This is a genomic window from Brevibacillus panacihumi W25 (assembly GCF_000503775.1).
In the GTDB taxonomy this organism is placed as follows: domain Bacteria; phylum Bacillota; class Bacilli; order Brevibacillales; family Brevibacillaceae; genus Brevibacillus; species Brevibacillus panacihumi_A.
In genome coordinates, this window is record NZ_KI629787.1 from 125,835 (window position 1) to 143,445 (window position 17,611).

21 protein-coding genes are annotated in these 17,611 nt (G+C 48.5%); 17 read left to right on the top strand and 4 right to left on the bottom strand.

Annotation, left to right across the window (positions count from 1 at the left end; translation table 11 throughout):
- Positions 1 to 228 precede the first annotated feature (228 nt).
- A complete protein-coding gene (locus T458_RS54025; protein WP_023555237.1) occupies positions 229 to 921 on the top strand; it encodes a glycosyltransferase family 2 protein in 693 nt (230 codons plus the stop codon).
- Here the strand turns inward: T458_RS54025 and istB (T458_RS54030) are convergent.
- Both istB (T458_RS54030) and istA (T458_RS54035) read right to left on the bottom strand, forming a co-directional pair.
- Positions 918 to 1,646, bottom strand: a complete 729-nt coding sequence (gene istB / locus T458_RS54030; RefSeq protein ID WP_023555238.1) for an IS21-like element helper ATPase IstB — start codon at positions 1,644 to 1,646, stop codon at positions 918 to 920. The genes T458_RS54025 and istB (T458_RS54030) overlap by 4 nt on opposite strands.
- Positions 1,643 to 3,148 carry an IS21 family transposase gene (gene istA / locus T458_RS54035; RefSeq protein WP_023555239.1) on the bottom strand — a complete coding sequence of 502 codons (1,506 nt, stop codon included), beginning with the start codon at positions 3,146 to 3,148 and terminating at the stop codon, positions 1,643 to 1,645. Before istA (T458_RS54035) ends, istB (T458_RS54030) begins: the two co-directional genes overlap by 4 nt.
- A 53-nt stretch (positions 3,149 to 3,201) precedes the next feature.
- Between istA (T458_RS54035) and T458_RS54040 the strand changes: the two genes are divergently transcribed.
- On the top strand, positions 3,202 to 3,585 hold the full coding sequence (locus tag T458_RS54040; RefSeq protein WP_023555240.1) for a hypothetical protein: 384 nt from the start codon (positions 3,202 to 3,204) through the stop codon (positions 3,583 to 3,585).
- Between the two features lie 785 nt (positions 3,586 to 4,370).
- Positions 4,371 to 5,018: a tyrosine-type recombinase/integrase gene (locus T458_RS0129520; RefSeq protein ID WP_023555242.1), complete on the top strand. Its 648-nt coding sequence runs from the start codon at positions 4,371 to 4,373 to the stop codon at positions 5,016 to 5,018.
- A 14-nt stretch (positions 5,019 to 5,032) separates the two neighbouring features.
- Here T458_RS0129520 and T458_RS54050 read toward each other — a convergent pair.
- Positions 5,033 to 6,591 (bottom strand): IS3 family transposase gene (locus T458_RS54050; RefSeq protein ID WP_252989885.1). Its coding sequence is split into 2 segments (ribosomal slippage): positions 5,033 to 6,120 and positions 6,120 to 6,591, totalling 1,560 coding nucleotides; the frame shifts between segments, so codons are not numbered across the junction.
- Positions 6,592 to 6,718: 127 nt separating this feature from the next.
- Between T458_RS54050 and T458_RS54060 the strand changes: the two genes are divergently transcribed.
- The 8 genes from T458_RS54060 to T458_RS54100 all read left to right on the top strand — a co-directional run bounded on the left by T458_RS54060 (position 6,719) and on the right by T458_RS54100 (position 14,701).
- A complete protein-coding gene (locus tag T458_RS54060) occupies positions 6,719 to 7,900 on the top strand; it encodes a hypothetical protein (RefSeq protein ID WP_144083916.1) in 1,182 nt (393 codons plus the stop codon).
- 93 nt (positions 7,901 to 7,993) lie between these two features.
- Positions 7,994 to 9,217 carry an IS21 family transposase gene (gene istA, locus T458_RS54065; RefSeq protein ID WP_023555246.1) on the top strand — a complete coding sequence of 408 codons (1,224 nt, stop codon included), beginning with the start codon at positions 7,994 to 7,996 and terminating at the stop codon, positions 9,215 to 9,217.
- Positions 9,214 to 9,981 (top strand): IS21-like element helper ATPase IstB, encoded by a 768-nt coding sequence (gene istB, locus T458_RS54070; protein WP_023555247.1) that lies wholly within the window; start codon positions 9,214 to 9,216, stop codon positions 9,979 to 9,981. Before istA (T458_RS54065) ends, istB (T458_RS54070) begins: the two co-directional genes overlap by 4 nt.
- Positions 9,982 to 10,088: 107 nt before the next feature.
- Positions 10,089 to 10,472: a hypothetical protein gene (locus T458_RS54075; protein WP_144083917.1), complete on the top strand. Its 384-nt coding sequence runs from the start codon at positions 10,089 to 10,091 to the stop codon at positions 10,470 to 10,472.
- Between the two features lie 229 nt (positions 10,473 to 10,701).
- Positions 10,702 to 12,260 (top strand): IS3 family transposase gene (locus T458_RS54085; RefSeq protein ID WP_252989885.1). Its coding sequence is split into 2 segments (ribosomal slippage): positions 10,702 to 11,173 and positions 11,173 to 12,260, totalling 1,560 coding nucleotides; the frame shifts between segments, so codons are not numbered across the junction.
- Positions 12,261 to 12,565: 305 nt separating this feature from the next.
- A complete protein-coding gene (locus tag T458_RS54090) occupies positions 12,566 to 13,459 on the top strand; it encodes an Rpn family recombination-promoting nuclease/putative transposase (protein WP_023555249.1) in 894 nt (297 codons plus the stop codon).
- A gap of 76 nt (positions 13,460 to 13,535) precedes the next feature.
- Entirely contained in the window at positions 13,536 to 14,411 is an 876-nt protein-coding gene (locus T458_RS54095; protein ID WP_023555250.1) for a tyrosine-type recombinase/integrase, read from the top strand.
- A 14-nt stretch (positions 14,412 to 14,425) separates the two neighbouring features.
- A complete protein-coding gene (locus T458_RS54100; RefSeq protein ID WP_023555251.1) occupies positions 14,426 to 14,701 on the top strand; it encodes a hypothetical protein in 276 nt (91 codons plus the stop codon).
- A 10-nt stretch (positions 14,702 to 14,711) separates the two neighbouring features.
- Here T458_RS54100 and T458_RS54105 read toward each other — a convergent pair whose 3' ends face one another.
- A complete protein-coding gene (locus tag T458_RS54105) occupies positions 14,712 to 15,065 on the bottom strand; it encodes a helix-turn-helix domain-containing protein (RefSeq protein ID WP_023555252.1) in 354 nt (117 codons plus the stop codon).
- 196 nt (positions 15,066 to 15,261) lie between these two features.
- On the opposite strand from T458_RS54105, the gene T458_RS54110 reads away from it, so the two are divergent.
- The 6 genes from T458_RS54110 (at position 15,262) to T458_RS57390 (ending at position 17,540) form a co-directional block, all read left to right on the top strand.
- Entirely contained in the window at positions 15,262 to 15,747 is a 486-nt protein-coding gene (locus T458_RS54110) for a hypothetical protein (RefSeq protein WP_005834967.1), read from the top strand.
- Positions 15,748 to 15,775: 28 nt separating this feature from the next.
- A complete protein-coding gene (locus tag T458_RS57385; RefSeq protein WP_023555253.1) occupies positions 15,776 to 15,934 on the top strand; it encodes a hypothetical protein in 159 nt (52 codons plus the stop codon).
- A gap of 126 nt (positions 15,935 to 16,060) precedes the next feature.
- Positions 16,061 to 16,489 carry a hypothetical protein gene (locus tag T458_RS54115; RefSeq protein ID WP_005834969.1) on the top strand — a complete coding sequence of 143 codons (429 nt, stop codon included), beginning with the start codon at positions 16,061 to 16,063 and terminating at the stop codon, positions 16,487 to 16,489.
- A 14-nt stretch (positions 16,490 to 16,503) separates the two neighbouring features.
- A complete protein-coding gene (locus T458_RS54120) occupies positions 16,504 to 16,983 on the top strand; it encodes a JAB domain-containing protein (RefSeq protein ID WP_023555254.1) in 480 nt (159 codons plus the stop codon).
- A gap of 2 nt (positions 16,984 to 16,985) precedes the next feature.
- Positions 16,986 to 17,312 (top strand): DUF960 family protein, encoded by a 327-nt coding sequence (locus tag T458_RS54125; RefSeq protein ID WP_005834973.1) that lies wholly within the window; start codon positions 16,986 to 16,988, stop codon positions 17,310 to 17,312.
- Between the two features lie 81 nt (positions 17,313 to 17,393).
- Entirely contained in the window at positions 17,394 to 17,540 is a 147-nt protein-coding gene (locus T458_RS57390; RefSeq protein WP_007778568.1) for a hypothetical protein, read from the top strand.
- Positions 17,541 to 17,611 lie beyond the last annotated feature (71 nt).

The window sequence follows — 17,611 nt, forward strand, 5'->3', positions numbered from 1 at the left end:
GCTAGGATATGTTAAGTTCTAACCGAATGATATGAGAAATGAAATAACCCCTCTGATAAAGCATTTTGCTTTATCGAGGGGTTGTTTTCTGACTAACTATCGGGGAGTTGTGAGGAAATTATTACGTGGAGAGTCTGAGTATTTTTCTAGTTATACAATGAGGATATGATCAAAAAGTAATCATCAGTCATGTGAAATCCTACTTGTAAAATCTTTAGGGAGGTAAAGATGAGTGATCTAATGGTATCAATTATTTTTCCTGTTAAGAATGAAGGAGAGAATGTAAAAAATACTCTAGATTCTTTAACGAATGTAAAAAATGAAGCTCATTATGAGGTTATAATTGTGGATGACGCTTCCGAGGATGGTTGTTGTGACTTTTTGAAACAAATTGACTATCCATTTCCTGTTAAACTAGTGAGGACTCAAGGACTTGGATCCGCAAATGCAAGAAACTATGCTGTGAATTTTGCAAGTGGTAATTATTTTGTTTTTTGCGATGCACATCTCTTCTTCGAAGATAATTGGCTAGATAATTTAATACAGCCCTTAGTAAATGGTATTGCGGATGGAGTTGTTCCTGGAATCGCACCACATGATAAACCTAATGTTGTGGGGTATGGTTATACTATTAACTTGAATAAATTTAAAGCAGATTTTAATGGTAGAAGCATATTGAAAGATGATATGGAACCAACTGAAACTCCGTGTTTACCAGGGGGATGTCTTGCAATTTCCAAAGAAGTATTTGAGGATATTGGAGGTTTTGATAGAGGATTTATTGTTTGGGGGCACGAGGATATAGAAATTTCGATAAAGCTGTGGCTTTTTGGTTACAGATTGTATTTTGCAACTCAAAAATGCAGAGTTTGGCGGCCAATTTATGCAGAACACTGCCAACATCAATACAAAAGAATTTAGGAAGACTTCATGCTGGATAGAGCATGGCGCAGTCGGTAGCTTTCTCCGGTAAACGCCAGAATATGGGCGTGGTGGACGAGGCGATCCACAAGGGCTGCCGTCAATCGCGTATCTCCAAACACCGTATTCCACTGCCCAAACTCCAAATTCGACGTCACAATCACACTGTTTCTCTCATAGCAGGCCGAGATAACATGAAACAACAGCTCAGCCCCCGTTTGGTGAAAGGGAACAAACCCAACCTCGTCCAAAATCAACAACTCACAGTCTGCCAGTTCTTTTTGAAACCGCATCAGTGCCCCATTCGCGTGTTTTTCCTGCAAGAGCGCAACCAGATCGGGAACACGGAAGAATCGAACGGCATATCCCCTTCGGCACGCCTCTACGCCAAGCGCTGTTGCCAGATGGGTCTTCCCCGTGCCCACTTTTCCCAGCATCAGCACATTTTCCTTGCGCTCCAAAAAACGTAGGTCGATCAATCCCTCCTTTGTACATGTTTCCGGTAAGGTGACTGCCTCAAAAGCGTAATCTTCCAGTGTCTTCAGTTGGGGAAACGCGGCTTTCTTTATCAGTCGCTTCAGCTTTGTCTCCTCCCGCCGTTGAATCTCCATCCGCAAGACTCCCAGCAAGAAGCTCTCCCGATCTTCAAACGGCACCTGTTCATAGGTTTCCATCACATGCGCCAAATGCAAAGTTTTGCACACCTTTGCCAGCTCTTCTCTCATTCCACCCTCACCCCCAGGATCCGGTCGTACTCATCCAGTATGGGTATCTGCCCGTGAAGGGCAGGGGGTGTATGCGACTCTGAAAACGGTTCCGGGCGGAAAACAGGGTGTTTTATCGCGTAAAGGGCATGCTCCAAGGCAACAGCCAGATGCTCTTGCTGATGCGACAATTCTCCCAGTACTTGCCCGATTTCCTTCAACGTATAGGTGTCGAGCAATCGATGGAGCAGGCGAATTCGTGCTTTTCGTGCATTCATGTCTTCCACCGTCAAAAACGTTTGGAGCGCCTGAGGCATCATATTGGTAAAGGAAGAATACATCACCGCCCGCGGGCGTTTTTCATATCTCTTCAATACCGCCTTCCAATCTACTGGAATGACTTTCTCCGTATAGGGACGAGGCAATGTCACAATCGGGGTGTATGTCCCGTCTGCCGTTAACACCTCCAGCACATCCCACTTGACTTTCACCAAAACCGGCTGCATGGCCCGACACTGCGGCAACGGGAAGAGAGCCGCGTCAAACGACAGCTCAGCGTATTTGTTCAGGTGGCACGTCTCCAGCCGGAAAATCTCCAGCGGTGTCGTCGGCAGCGTCAGCAGCTTGCATTTTTCTTGCTTCCACAACTCGGCAATGGTTTGCTTTTTCACATAGTGAGGGCGCTGCATATCCGCACGGGCAGCTTCCGCCAAATACGTCTCCAGTTGTTCCGGCGTATCGATAACCGGTGGCGGAACACACCAGTTCCGGCGTCCATACCCCACTTTGTTTTCCACATGGCCTTTCTCATGGCCGCTGTATGGATTGCAAAACAGGGGCTCAAAGCGGTAATGGGCGCAGAAACGCCGAAACGCTTCCGTACACTCTCGTTTTCCGCCTTGCTGGATGGACACAACAGCAGCGGACAAGTTGTCAAACCAAATCTTGCGAGGAACCCCTCCCATTTGCTGAAATAGCCGCCCTAAGGCCTCCAGAAAGCATTCCGTGTTTTCTTTCGGAACCGGGAACACAAAGGCGGCATTGCTGTACGGAAACGACAGGGTCAATACTTTCCGCTCCACCAGTTCTCCCGACTTGACCACGTACACCGTCCCAAAGTCAGCCTGGGCTTCCCCGCCTGGATGCTCCAAACGCTCAAAATGTTCGGCTCGTTCGGCTGCCATGGCTTTCTTCCGTTTGGAGACATATTCGGATACCGTTCGCTGCCCGCCAGGGAAGCCGTACTCATCCCGTAACCGCTGAAACATGCGGACGGCTGTATGGCGTTGCTTGCGTGGAAGACGCTCATCATCCTCCAGCCATGTGTCAATAATCTCTAAGTACGGTCCCAACACCGGATGGCGGCCTTTTCGCTTGCATACCGGTTCATTCCAATCGTCGCGATCCGCATATTTCTTGGCGGTTCGCCAATTCACCTGGACACGTTCCGCAATTTCCTGAATCGAACACCCTTCGACTTCCCGCAAAAATCGGATATACTGTTGTTGTGGCACTTTCAACATTCCTCTCACTCCCTCAGATTCTAGCCAAATCCAAGGGTAGATTTTGTAGGGGGATGTTGGCAAGTGCCTTTTTCATGGCCTCAGAATTGCGGTGGAACTCTGCAGTTTTCCGCCGCAATTCTCTGCACTTTTATCCTGCCATAAACAACAGATGCGTTGTTCAGCCAAAAGTGAAGGTTTTACACATTTTCAGGAAGGCTTTCCCCTATAAGGTTACAGCTTCCAATGAAGACTTCAATTTAATAAGAATGGCATACAGCCATTTTAGCGAAGAAAGAATTGAGAAATGCAAGAAATATATTCGTTCACCAGAAAAAACTGATGAGCTTGTAAAATCCGTACTAGAAAGTGGCGCATTAGAACAAAGAGAAAAATACCTCTCGAAAAGAAAGCGAGATGACGATTGGTTTTTTAAATATTTTAATATCAACTTTTAAATAGATTTGGTGCATATCACCATCCAAAAGTTGTTAAAAGAGTCAATCTCGTAAGAGGTGGGCTCTTTTCTTTTTAACTGATTTTCTCCAATTATTCTTAAGTTCTTCTCACTTGTACAGAAAAGAGAGCCCAATCTAAGCTCTCATCCTCCATATCTCTGCAAAAACTCCTCCACGGCTTTAATCATGACATCTTTCACTGTGTAACCTGTATCAATCCCAAAACTAGTTAACTTTTCCGAGAGCTGTGCCTGGATTTGTACCGTTTTCGTTACCGCTAGTCCACTATACCGTTTCATATCTTTTGGTTGAGTTGTTACCGTCATCAGCAGCTGCAGCTGATCTTTGTGTTGTAAATACTCACTGTAAAACACTTCACATTCTCACTGCAAAACGCTAAAGACCAGGATTCTAAAATTACATCCTTTGCTGCGCAACAAGAGTCTGCATTGAATCATCTGTGATACTCGCTGAAGAATATAAAGAATGCAGTCAGCAGTCGGTAATCGGCAGCTGGCTTTTTTCTGTTTCAGGGCAGATCAGCAAACCGTAACAACTCAAAACTCAAGCATATATTATTTCTTTGAATCAAGAATTAGAGTAGTTGTTGCACTTGCTTTTTCCGAATCTACCAACCAAGACACAAGGAGGGAGCTTTTTCTGGGACACTCTGGACAGGAGAAACGGCTGGAAGCTTCAAAAGAACATCATCACGGATCACTACCGCATCCTCGATCCAGAGGATGTCCGTCAGGCATGGAGCAAAGATGAGGTAGAGATGTGGCATGCCTTTCGAAAGTTCACGTCTGGAAGTAGAGAGTAACCGCCCTGCGCCGATCAAAAGGCTGCAGGGCTTTTTTGTGTTTCTAAACCAATTCGTGGAGGTGAGACGTTTGGAAATCATCGAGAAATTTGAGCATCACTTGATTGAAAACGGAATTGCGCCGAAAACAATTGAATCCTATGTGGGAGACGTGAAAGGGTTTGCGGAATACTTGACCGGAATGGGAGTGGACAATTCTGCCGATTTGAAACGATTCTACATTGCCAGCTACAAGAGTCACCTAATGGAAAACAAGTACGCTGTGGCAACGATCAACAAGAAAATCAATTCGCTTCAAGCATTCAATTTGTTCTTGATCGAGCGCAAATTGGCAACAGAGCGAGTCGTCTCATTGCGTAAAGACAGGATCAAGGTGGCTGCTGGCAGTGAGGGAGAGGTGGAAGTCTTTTCAGAACAAGAGGTCAACCAGCTGATGTTCTTTGTCCAGGACAGGAGCAAAGTCATCCTACGCAATCACTTGATCGTTTGGCTGCTTCTCTACACCGGTGTTCGTGTGAGTGAGCTGTGTGGAATTCAGCTCAGTGACTTGGACTATCTCACCAACACGTTAAGGATAACGGTGTTTGTCAAGATAGTTGTCGCGAATTGATGAAAATAAGATAGCTATGTTTGAGCTTTTTGCTCAGCTTGAATAAGGGTCGCTTTTTCCGGATTGAGCCAAACTTCTTCATCCAGGCTCCAATCGCGTGTAGCCCCTGACCAGCGACCAGGATTCGAGGCTTTCGCGGTTTCGTAGACTCGTTTTCTTTTCTCAAATACTTGCTTAGACAGACCGTTGTGTCTCTGGTTCGGCGTTATAAAGTTAAGTCCGCTGTGGCGATGCTCGTGATTGTACCAGCGCACAAAACGCAGCACCCATTCACGCGCTTCTGTGCGATCCTTAAACCCTTGCTCAGGGTACTCTGGACGGTATTTGCATGTCCGGAAGATGGATTCAGCATAGGGGTTATCATTGCTAACTCGCGGACGGCTTCTAGAAGGGGTAATACCTAAACTGTACAGCGTTTCTAATAAGGTTGCCCCTTTCATTGGACTACCGTTGTCCGAGTGCAGCACAAGTGGTTGCTGGCGAACGACACACTGCTCACTTAGCACGGTTCTGCGAATCAATTGACTGGCATGCTCGGCCGACTCTTCCTCCCAAATCTCCCAACCGACAATTTTGCGACTATACAAATCCAGCACGAGATAGAGGTAGAAGAACAAGCCTTTAACCGGCCCAGGCAACCACGTAATATCCCACATCCAGACCTGGTTAGCCCCGGTTGCACGGTGACTTGTCAGCGGCTTGGCGGTTCGCTTCTTGCTCCGTCCACGATGCTGCTGCTGTTTGTGTTTATGCATCACGCGATAAAAGCTCGATTCGGAAGCGATATACGTCCCCTGATCGGCCAGCGCGGGAACGATTTGACTCGGAGGCAAACTCTGAAATTCCGGTTGATGAATGACGTCCAGAATCTGTTGCTCTTCATCCTCGCTGAGCTTGTGGGCGGGCTCAGGCCGTTTCGCATTTGGACGCCCATCTTCACGCACACCATACTGTCGCCAACGTTGCAGGGTGCGCTGAGTCAGTCCAAGCTCTTTACAGGCGAGCCGCTCTCTTGCTCCGGCTTCGACCGCTTCTTGAATCAGTGATATGGCTAATTGACGATCTGAGGCACTGATCATTCGTCCCCTTGGTCCCCCCAGATCGCTTGGGCCTTTTTTCGTAACACCAGTAGCGCGGCCGTTTCCGCGAGCGCCGCTTCTTTGCGCTGCAGCTCACGGCTTAGGGTTTTTACCTCTTGCTCCTTTGTACGGAGATCCTTTTGGAGCTTGCTCGCTTGCTCGGCTATCCCGCCATTGGCTTGCATGCAGGCATCACGCCAAGCCTCTACTTGTTCGACGAATAGCCCTTTAGCGCGACAGTATTCCGACAGTTCGATTTCACTTAGCGCAGCGGTTTCCACCACGATGGCAAATTTATCTCTTGTGCTCCATCTCTCGGCAGGCTGCGTACCATCAGGCATGATCTTTCCTTGTGCTTTGGCCGCCTTTTTCCATTTGTATAGCGTTGTTTCCGATAATCCGCTCTCTCTGGCGATCTGGCTGACAGGCTCATTGCTGGGCGGCATCATCCGTTGCAAAATGCTCTGCTTTAATTCCTTGCTCACTTGGTTCATTGTCTCCCACCTCGTCCTCGTTTTCCTCACTATACGTTCTTTAGAGGGGTACGACAACTATTCTGACACAGGGGGAACAACACCGTTCGCACTTACAGATGCAACAGTATCTGTTGATAATGATGAGTTGACTGCAAGTGCTACACCAACTGCAGGTCAATATGGTGTTACTCTTGACAATGGTAGTGACACTTTGAAAGCTGCTACCAAAATCACCATTCCAGGTCTGACTGCTGGTCAACACACAATTTCTATTGTTGGAGCTAAAGACCTGGCGGGTAATTACTTTGATTACACCACAACTGTAACTGTTGCGGATGATACAACACCTCCAACAGTAACTTCTCTTACAGCTGAGGGTGAAAAAATTCGTGTTAAATTCTCTGAACCATTGGTTGATGTCGATTTGACAGCAACAACAGGTGGAGCAGATACCGCAACTAGAGCTGCATTGTACAACGGAACCACTTACATTGACATCAATGATACTGATGCAGTAGATGAAGATGGTACTGAGTACCTGGTTGATGCTTCTTCTTGGATCGCAAGCAGCTGGGCTTCCGTAAATGTAGTTGTAAAAGCTGGATTCAAAGATGCTAGCGGGAATGCAATGGCAACCGATACAACTGCAAAACGCCTTACACTTACTTCTGACGCAACTGCTCCTACAGTTAGCTCTGTAAATGTTGAAGGTGCTGATCTGGTTGTTAAGTTTAGCGAACCGGTAGTAGCTGGTACATCTGCTCTTACTGCAGCTGGGGCTACAGATCTTGGCTTTAAGTACACCAATAAAGACAGCGTAGTTGTAGCTGACACAGATGGTTCTTATGATGCTGTAAACTATGGTTACGATCTCAACCACGATGGTGATACAACTGATGCAGATGAAGATAAATATGTTGTTATCACTCTTGATGATGCAAGATTTGTAACTGCAGGTAAACTGAATGCAGGTTCTTATGAAATAACGTTGCCAGATCAAGCTGTAAAAGATAAATCCAATGCAGCTAACGAGTTGGAAGAGACTGTACTTACATTTACAGTTTCTGAGCAAGATCAAACCGACGACACCCTGACAGTTGCAATTGCTCAATTGGCTAATAATAGTGAAATTGAGTTCGACTTTAATGCAAATGTAACAAATGCTGCATTGGATAGAACTAAGTACACTATTAATGGTGTTGAACTCCCAGAAGGAACTACGTTCTACTTTGATGGTACGAAGGATAAAGTTGTCGCAGTTCTGCCGGTCGGAACAATTGCATCTAATGGTAACAGAACAGTTGCTGTTGTCACCGCCGGGATATAATTGACCCAGGTTCGCCGGAAAGAAAATGACCCACCCTTAGCGAATATATCCCCTTCGGTATTAACCGCCACGTTAATTTTCGGAGGGAGACACATGCTAAGGAGTGGGATAGTGATATCGTTACATACCATGAGGGCAGAAGGCAAGAGTATTCGTGAGATTGCCCGTCTAACGGGGCATTCTCGAAATACAGTCCGGCGATATCTCCGGGGTGAATTCTTTCCCGAAATAGGAACCCGTAAATCTCGTGGTTCCAAGCTTGATCCATTCAAACCGTTCCTGCAGGAACGGCTTCAAGAAGGCATCTATAACTGCGAAGTTTTATTCGATCTTCTACGAGAAAAGGGGTATACCGGGGGACGCACCATCTTGAAAGACTATGTGAAGGATTTCCGTCCTCCCAAACAAGTTCCCGCTGTTCTTCGTTACGAGACGAAACCTGGTGAATACGCCCAGGTCGACTGGGGACTGTGTGATTACGTAGATTTGGACGGTACAGTCCGAAAAGTGCCGGTATTTGTCATGGTCCTGGGGTACTCTCGTTCCACCTATATCGAGTTCACGAAGCGTTGTGACATTCACAGCTTTCTTCGTTGCATGATTCATGCCTTTGAATATTTTGGGGGCATCCCAAAGGTAATGCTGACCGACCAGATGAAAACCGTCGTACTGGGCATGGGAGATGATCGAAAACCTCGCTGGCATCCGCTTTTTGCCGACTTTGCTGCAGCGATTGGGCTTGTTCCAAAAGTATGCAAAGTTCGTCGCCCCGAAACAAAGGGAAAAGTGGAACGAGGCGTTCAATACGTAAAAAACAACTTTCTTCCTGGCAAACGCTTCGTTGATTTACAGGATCTCAATCAACAAGCCCTACACTGGTGCGAGCGGATTAACCGCCGCATTCATGGAACAACCGGGGACCGTCCTTTTGACCGACTTCGTGAGGAAAAACTGTCGCCCATCCCTTCAGCTGAACGGTGGGAAAAATACTTGCATGAACCAAGACAGATCAGTCGAGACGGATTTGTTAGCTACGATGGTGTACGATATGGGGTTCCATGGAGGTACAGTGGACGTGAGGGTACCGTACGAGAAGTGAATGGGTGGGTGGAAATCTGGGTCGACGGCACATGTATTGCTCGACACCAAAAGGTCTATCGATCCCGTGCAACTGTTTTTTGTGAAAACCAGTATGCAGGTCTTTCGACCGCTCAAGGATATGCCTATCCACGTCCGCAAGCCCGACAGATTTCACCGCAGCAAGTGGAAGTACGTTCACTGGATGTCTATGAACAGTTGACGGAGGTGGGAGCATGATTGAACTGGAACAGGCACGGCTACGCCTCGAGGAACTTGGGCTTCAGCAAGCGTCTCTCCTCTTGGATGCTCACTTGGAAGCGGCAAGTCATGGACAGCCCACTTATCTGTCCTTTCTCAACACGCTCCTTGATGCCGAGATAGCGGAACGTCAAAAGCGGAATATGGAGGTACGCACCAAACTCGCACACTTGCCTTACCGAAAAACGCTGGAGGAGTTCGATTTTGCTTTCCAACCCAGCATTGACGAACGGTTGATTCGAGAGCTGGCCACGATGACGTTTGTAACCCGACACGAGAATGTCTTGTTCTTAGGGCCTCCAGGCGTAGGGAAAAGTCATCTGGCGGTGGCGTTGGGGGTAGAAGCCATCTCGCAAGGGATATCCGTTTACTTTGTCAGTCTCTCGCAACTCATCGAAGATCTGCGAAAAGCTTACACGGAAAACAGGCTGGATAAACGCCTACGCATCTATATTCGACCAAAGCTCCTGATAATTGACGAAATTGGTTACTTACCGTTTGACAGTTTGGCAGCTAACCTCTTTTTCCAGGTAGTAAGTGCAAGATACGAGAGAGGGGGTATTCTGTTGACCAGCAACAAGAGTTTCGGTGAATGGGGGGAACTGATGGGCGATCCGATACTTGCTACAGCTATTCTGGATCGACTCTTACACCATTCCCACATCGTCAACATTAGGGGGAATAGTTACCGACTTCGTGAAAAAATGAGGACTGGAGCCTACGGCTCCCCCTCTACCACCTAACCAACAAAAAATCGCCGGGTGGGTCAGTTCTAAACCGGCGATGGTGGGTCAAAATAAAGTCGGCGTTGACAGCTGTTAAGGACATCGTTGACGAAGATGGAAATACTTTGGCACAAAGCGCACTTCAAGGATCTCTCGTAGATCTTACAGAAAACGTGTTGCCAGTAGCTGAAGAATTGATTCTTGTCGATGACAAAACAATTTACGTTTCTATGAGCGAGAAATTGACTGACCCTAACGCAACTAACCCAGATACTGCTAAGATTAAAGTTTATGTAAATGGTACAGAAGTTAAACACACTTCTAACGCTATGGTTGTAGATTGGGTTGGAGCTACTGGTACTGATGCAGCAACACTTTCCATTGTTGCTACAGATGCTAACACTTTCTCCATTGGCGATAAGATCAAAGTTGAGTTCCTCAATGGAACTACAATTGCCGATGCTAATGGAAACAAGGTTGCCCCTGCTTCCATCGAGCAACAATTCTAATTTTATCGAGGCTAGTGGTTATGCTAGTCAGGCGAGTAATGAAAGAGTCTACCCATTGGGTAGACTCTTTACTTTTACTATGACTCACTGAAGAACGCGTAAGAAACTCACTGAAAAAGTTCAGACTCTTCCTCACAACTCCGCGTTTCACTCTCCCCCTGTGTCAGAATAGTTGTCGTACCCCTCTAAAGAACGTATAGTGAGGAAAACGAGGACGAGGTGGGAGACAATGAACCAAGTGAGCAAGGAATTAAAGCAGAGCATTTTGCAACGGATGATGCCGCCCAGCAATGAGCCTGTCAGCCAGATCGCCAGAGAGAGCGGATTATCGGAAACAACGCTATACAAATGGAAAAAGGCGGCCAAAGCACAAGGAAAGATCATGCCTGATGGTACGCAGCCTGCCGAGAGATGGAGCACAAGAGATAAATTTGCCATCGTGGTGGAAACCGCTGCGCTAAGTGAAATCGAACTGTCGGAATACTGTCGCGCTAAAGGGCTATTCGTCGAACAAGTAGAGGCTTGGCGTGATGCCTGCATGCAAGCCAATGGCGGGATAGCCGAGCAAGCGAGCAAGCTCCAAAAGGATCTCCGTACAAAGGAGCAAGAGGTAAAAACCCTAAGCCGTGAGCTGCAGCGCAAAGAAGCGGCGCTCGCGGAAACGGCCGCGCTACTGGTGTTACGAAAAAAGGCCCAAGCGATCTGGGGGGACCAAGGGGACGAATGATCAGTGCCTCAGATCGTCAATTAGCCATATCACTGATTCAAGAAGCGGTCGAAGCCGGAGCAAGAGAGCGGCTCGCCTGTAAAGAGCTTGGACTGACTCAGCGCACCCTGCAACGTTGGCGACAGTATGGTGTGCGTGAAGATGGGCGTCCAAATGCGAAACGGCCTGAGCCCGCCCACAAGCTCAGCGAGGATGAAGAGCAACAGATTCTGGACGTCATTCATCAACCGGAATTTCAGAGTTTGCCTCCGAGTCAAATCGTTCCCGCGCTGGCCGATCAGGGGACGTATATCGCTTCCGAATCGAGCTTTTATCGCGTGATGCATAAACACAAACAGCAGCAGCATCGTGGACGGAGCAAGAAGCGAACCGCCAAGCCGCTGACAAGTCACCGTGCAACCGGGGCTAACCAGGTCTGGATGTGGGATATTACGTGGTTGCCTGGGCCGGTTAAAGGCTTGTTCTTCTACCTCTATCTCGTGCTGGATTTGTATAGTCGCAAAATTGTCGGTTGGGAGATTTGGGAGGAAGAGTCGGCCGAGCATGCCAGTCAATTGATTCGCAGAACCGTGCTAAGTGAGCAGTGTGTCGTTCGCCAGCAACCACTTGTGCTGCACTCGGACAACGGTAGTCCAATGAAAGGGGCAACCTTATTAGAAACGCTGTACAGTTTAGGTATTACCCCTTCTAGAAGCCGTCCGCGAGTTAGCAATGATAACCCCTATGCTGAATCCATCTTCCGGACATGCAAATACCGTCCAGAGTACCCTGAGCAAGGGTTTAAGGATCGCACAGAAGCGCGTGAATGGGTGCTGCGTTTTGTGCGCTGGTACAATCACGAGCATCGCCACAGCGGACTTAACTTTATAACGCCGAACCAGAGACACAACGGTCTGTCTAAGCAAGTATTTGAGAAAAGAAAACGAGTCTACGAAACCGCGAAAGCCTCGAATCCTGGTCGCTGGTCAGGGGCTACACGCGATTGGAGCCTGGATGAAGAAGTTTGGCTCAATCCGGAAAAAGCGACCCTTATTCAAGCTGAGCAAAAAGCTCAAACATAGCTATCTTATTTTCATCAATTCGCGACAACTATCTTGACAAACACCGCTCTCTCCAAGCACCCTGTCCGTTGTAATCTAACTGTAAACTATAAAAACTGTAGCGAGTCCAGCGAGCTCTCCTCCATTAACCATTTCTTTCTGTACCTCACTCCCCTCTCCACTCCAAAAATCGGATCAAATCCATTTTCAGACATTTAATATTATCTTAGATGAGACAGAAAGGAGGCATTGACTGGAGTGTCTGAAAAGCGTTCCGGTGGTATAATGGTAGTACAGACAATGAACGGGCAAGGGAGGGTGATGGCGTGACGAGACGCATGGATTTGAAGGTGGATTACGCGTTCAAGCTGCTGTTCGGCACGCAGGAAAACGAACCGATCCTGCGAGCGATGCTCAACGCGCTTCTGAAGCTGCCCAAGGACGACCGGATTGCATCCCTGACCATTCTCAACTCGGAATTGTTGCGGGAGTATGAGACGGACAAACAATCCGTTTTGGACATCTACGCCCGGACGGAAAAGGATGAGTACATCAACATCGAGATTCAGCTGGCCGACAAGTACGACATGAAGAAACGGACGCTCTACTACTGGTCGCGCATCTACTCCTCGCAACTGAAAAAGGGCAGTATATCCTACGGCGAGATGAAAAAGACCATTACCATCAATATCCTGGACTTTGACCTGCTGCAGGAAACGGATCGTTACCACTCCACGTTCCGTCTGTACGAGGACGAGGAGAAGTTTTTGTTGACAGACGTGCTGGAAGTTCATTTCGTGGAGATGCCGAAGCTGCTGAGACTGTGGGAGCAGCAAGCCGTCAACCTCGAAGAGAACGAAAAAGAGAGATGGCTGCTGATTCTGGAGGCAGACGATCGTGAAGACATTCGCAGAGAATTGGAGGCGATTGCGATGAAAGATCCGGTGATGAAGAAAGCATTCGATCAGTGGGAAGACCTGAGCCGCGACGACCAGAAGTGGATAGAGTACGAGACGAGGAAAAAGGCGATTCACGATGAGTTGTCTGCTGCGCGAGAAGCGGAGATTCGGCAAATGAAAGCTCGCGAGGAAGGATTAGCTGAAGGAAAGGCCTCCATTGTTCAAAACATGATTGCAAAGGGTTTAGCTGCTTCCGAAGTTGCCGAATTGACCGGGTTGTCTCTCGAAGAAATCGAAAAACTAAAAAAGCAGTTTCACTAGGAGAATCACAAACGGCCCTGGCCCTGTGTCCAATGAATGGATGCAGGGCATTTTTTCGTTTCAGGAGGTGTTTCCAATGAACGTGATCCAGCAGTTCGAAGAGTACCTTGTTGAGAACGGGATCGCCCCGAAAACCATCGAATCCTACGTGGGCGACGTCAGGGCGTTTTGTGCGTTCCTGCGGGAGATGGGAGTGGATCAGCCGACCGATCTCAAGCGCTTCTACGTCTCCAGTTACAAAAGCAGGCTTACGGACAGCAAGTACGCGGTGGCGACCATCAACAAGAAGATCAACTCCCTGCAGGCGTTCAACCTCTTCTTGATCGAGCGCAAGCTGGCCACGGAGCAGGTCGTCACGCTGCGCAAAGACAGGATTAAGGTGGCAGTCGGAAGCGAGGCAGAAGTCGAGGTGTTCACCGAGCAGGAAGTCAATCAGCTTCTGTTTTTCGTTCAGGACAGGACGAAGGTCACCTTGCGGAACCATCTCATCGTTTGGCTGCTTTTGTACACGGGCGTTCGGGTGAGCGAACTGTGCGGCATCCGTCTCGGTGACATCGACTACCTAACCAATACGCTCAGAGTGACGGGCAAAGGAGGGAAGTACCGAGAGATTCCGCTTCGCCCCGATCTGGTTGATCTCATCAAAGAGTACGTTAGGACGGAACGGCAGCAGAGCAAGCACCGGGAGAGCCCGTTTCTGCTCGTCAGCCAGCGAGCGGAGAAAATGCACAAAGACGCGGTGAACACGATGCTGGAGGGCTTGGAAAAGCGTCTTGGCTTCCGCATGTACCCGCATAAGTTCCGGCACACCTTCTGCACGAGGCTGCTCCAGAAAAACGTGCCGCTGACGACTGTGAGCAAACTGGCCGGACACGCGCACATTCAAACAACCGCTCATTTCTACATCAACACGAGCAAAGAAGAAAAGGAACGTGCGGTGAATCTACTGTAGAAAGGAGAAAATTCGTGAATTCAGTACGGGAAGAATACGAGGCTTTGATTTTGCGGGAAGATAGCGTGGTTCAGGGCATCCAAACATGCGAACGAGCCCTGTCCCTACTGGTGGACGAATTGGTCTACAGGGAGAGCGAAAGCTCCTGCCTGGAGACAGCGGAGGCGATCTGCGAGGCGATCCGGCAGAAAGAAGAAGAATTGCGCAAGCAATGGCACCGGATCAGATGGGAAAAGGCGCGTCTGGCCAGCCAGTTCCCGGACAAACAAGCGAAAGCGGAGGTGAGATGACATTCATCGCTCACTTCCGCTTTTCTTCTTCCCAGCTAAAGACGGTTTTCATGAGTGCCAGCACCAGCGAATGGTCGGCAACGGGACGTTCTGACAGCAGCATGACGATTCGACCAAGCTCCGTTTCGGGGCCGAGCGGATCGACGGAGTGGAACAGCTGCTCCAAAGGAATGCCGAGACTGCGGGCGATCTTGGAGAGACTTTCAATCGTCAGGTTCTTCTCTCCCCGCTCGATCTGGCCGACGTAGTTCGTGTGCAGGCCGGAAAGCTCGCCGAGCTGTTCCTGGCTCAGGCCCTTGTCCATACGAAGAGTGCGAATCCGTTCGCCCAATCTCTTCGCCAGTTGTTTGGTGTTCGCTTCCATTCAACCCCACCTCACCACAAGCGTACAGGAGGTAGTTTGGTAGTAACACACACTATAGATGTTAGTTGACTATCAGATAACACCTATAGGATAATACAGGAAGATTCTACTAAATCCGACTCATTCTTTTACTTTTTGACAGGCAAAACGCACTAAAAATGGCGGAAGTTCGACATGAAGGGGGGGAAACACAGAGATGCGAAGCGCGAAATTCCTAGAAGAAAATCCGCTGACGGACAATGTGCTTGATTTTGAAGAAGTGCTAGGGTTTGTCATTATGGCTTCTACCAATCTTGGCATAGAAAAAAACCATGCGGATCACCTTGTGAAAGAGATGGCGCTGGTGGCGGAAGCGGCCTCTGCCCTGATTGCCGAAGAAACGTACATCGATCCAGCCTTCAAAAAAGACGGACTGATGAGCTTGTCGAAATGGTCGATCGCTAAGGCGAAGCTCAATCAACCCATTGATCGTCGGGAAAAATTCTCCCTCATGGGCGAAGGTCGCTTGAGTGAAGTCATGGTAACGGAGATACAAGCGGTAGGATATATGATGCTGGCAGCCAAGAATCTAAACTTTTTGCATCAACAGATCACGTACCTGGAAATGGAAATGCACTACCTCCTTGTCACGGTAGACCCGGATCAGGCTTACGCTACGTTCCTTGACTTTTTAGAAGAATAAACCAATATGAGGAGAGGAAATCACAATTATGTTTACACTCATTGTCGTGCTTGTCATTGCTTTTATCTTTTTCAGAATCATCCACCGAATTTTTGACATTACTTACTTTGGCGGAAAGGCCCTTTTCACCATGATTCTCGGCTGTCTCGTAGCGGCGTACATGCTCGTGGAATTCCTGTTTTTATGATAAGCTAACTAATCCACTTTCAAATACCAATTGATAGCAGTTGTTCAAAACCAATCGTAAAAGCGAGAGGCATCTTCCCTAACGAAAACGGGAAGGTGCCTTTTCTGTTTGAGGAGGAACGGAACCATGCGGACGATCAAAACCATTCAGGACGTAAGGCTACTGCGGGAAGCGAGAGTGTTTTCCGACGCCTTCGCAGCGTACTTGGAAGAAGAGTTTTTGGCCCTGAAAGAAGCTTTTGACTTCGACGGTTTGGAGGAAGAATTCACGCTCGACATGCACGGCTACATGGTCGTGTTGGAGAAAGGCGACAATCTGCGCGATCTGTCCGTGGTGGGACTGGATCGCGGTCAAAACGGTTTGCTGGGATGCCTGCCGGAGTTTGTGGAAAAGGTGGAACGAAACGGCGAGCACTGGTACAAGGTCGTGGTCATCTACACCAACGAGTACGGAATGTCGTTTCTCCTACCGCTTGAATCCGTAGCGGACGATGAGCAGGCCATAGCTTGGCTAGAGGATCAGGTCGAGCGTGATGCCATTTTACTAAACTACTAATGGGAGGAAATCACATGAACGATAAAACCGCAACAAAAGCAGGGCATCAACCTGCCAAACGAGTCAACATCGTCTCGGTAAAGATGGTGCGGGAGTCAAGCCTGCTGTACCCGCAGAGAAGAATTCGCATGGCGAAAGATGCCGTTGGGCTGTTCCGGAAGTTTTTGGAGGAAACGGATCGGGAACAGTTTTTCCTGCTGTGCCTGTCGACCAAAAACGAGCCGGTTGCCATTCACACGGTTTCGGTGGGCTCCCTGGACGCGAGCATCGTACATCCCAGAGAGGTCTTCAAGGCCGCTGTTTTGGCGAACGCCGCTTCCGTCATCGTGGCACACAACCATCCTTCCGGCGACCCTACGCCGAGCAGGGAAGACATCGAAGTGACACGGAGGCTACAAGAGGCGGGCGAGCTGCTGGGCATTCCCGTCCTGGATCACATCGTTGTAGGAATGGAAGGCTCATTTTGCAGCCTGAAAGAAAAGGGGTACATGTAAAGATGGTAGAGCGGAAATTGTTTTCTTCAGATAGATTCGTGACACGCGGGGTCAATGAAGCTGTTCCGTTTGAACTGCAACAGATGTTGTGGAGCATTCTGGAGAAACGGCAGGAACGCGGTGATCAGCTCGATCATCTCCAAATTTTCGAACTCTCCGCCGAGTGGGTGGACGGAGAGCCGTTGCAGAAGGTCTTGAACCGACAGGAGCAGCCTTTCCATGAAGAAGTGTTTTTCGTCGACCATACCGAAAATCTGGCGATCGGCGTAACGGTTTGGATCATTGATTCCGGTACTTACAGTACGGCCTTGCTGCCCGAAGAATATTGAAAGTGGTGACAAGTTGAACATGGGGATCATCTTTGCAGCCTTGCGATAACTCTTGAGCCACAAGATAGAATCGGAAAGGAGGTGCCTGGACTGAATCCAATTCTGAAAGAGATCATCTGGCTCATCGTGAAACTGGTGCTGGAAGGAATGAGTCGCGAGAAGGCCATTACCACAGTGGCAAAAGAAAGAGGACTCGATGCGGAGGAGCTTCGCAGACAATTGCTGTAGAAATTTAGCAGGGCGACTTGATCATTTGGGCAGGCGACGGTTTGCCCATTTTTTTTGCTTCCACACGCAGG

Bases quoted from the DNA above. Each gene is read 5' to 3' on its own strand.
- T458_RS54025 (WP_023555237.1), top strand. From the start codon at position 229: ATGAGTGATCTAATGGTATCAATTATTTTTCCTGTTAAGAATGAAGGA.
- istB (WP_023555238.1), bottom strand. From the start codon at position 1,646: ATGAGAGAAGAGCTGGCAAAGGTGTGCAAAACTTTGCATTTGGCGCAT.
- istA (WP_023555239.1), bottom strand. From the start codon at position 3,148: ATGTTGAAAGTGCCACAACAACAGTATATCCGATTTTTGCGGGAAGTC.
- T458_RS54040 (WP_023555240.1), top strand. From the start codon at position 3,202: ATGTTGGCAAGTGCCTTTTTCATGGCCTCAGAATTGCGGTGGAACTCT.
- T458_RS0129520 (WP_023555242.1), top strand. From the start codon at position 4,371: ATGCCTTTCGAAAGTTCACGTCTGGAAGTAGAGAGTAACCGCCCTGCG.
- istA (WP_023555246.1), top strand. From the start codon at position 7,994: ATGCTAAGGAGTGGGATAGTGATATCGTTACATACCATGAGGGCAGAA.
- istB (WP_023555247.1), top strand. From the start codon at position 9,214: ATGATTGAACTGGAACAGGCACGGCTACGCCTCGAGGAACTTGGGCTT.
- T458_RS54095 (WP_023555250.1), top strand. From the start codon at position 13,536: ATGAACGTGATCCAGCAGTTCGAAGAGTACCTTGTTGAGAACGGGATC.
- T458_RS54105 (WP_023555252.1), bottom strand. From the start codon at position 15,065: ATGGAAGCGAACACCAAACAACTGGCGAAGAGATTGGGCGAACGGATT.
- T458_RS54110 (WP_005834967.1), top strand. From the start codon at position 15,262: ATGCGAAGCGCGAAATTCCTAGAAGAAAATCCGCTGACGGACAATGTG.
- T458_RS57385 (WP_023555253.1), top strand. From the start codon at position 15,776: ATGTTTACACTCATTGTCGTGCTTGTCATTGCTTTTATCTTTTTCAGA.
- T458_RS54115 (WP_005834969.1), top strand. From the start codon at position 16,061: ATGCGGACGATCAAAACCATTCAGGACGTAAGGCTACTGCGGGAAGCG.
- T458_RS54120 (WP_023555254.1), top strand. From the start codon at position 16,504: ATGAACGATAAAACCGCAACAAAAGCAGGGCATCAACCTGCCAAACGA.
- T458_RS54125 (WP_005834973.1), top strand. From the start codon at position 16,986: ATGGTAGAGCGGAAATTGTTTTCTTCAGATAGATTCGTGACACGCGGG.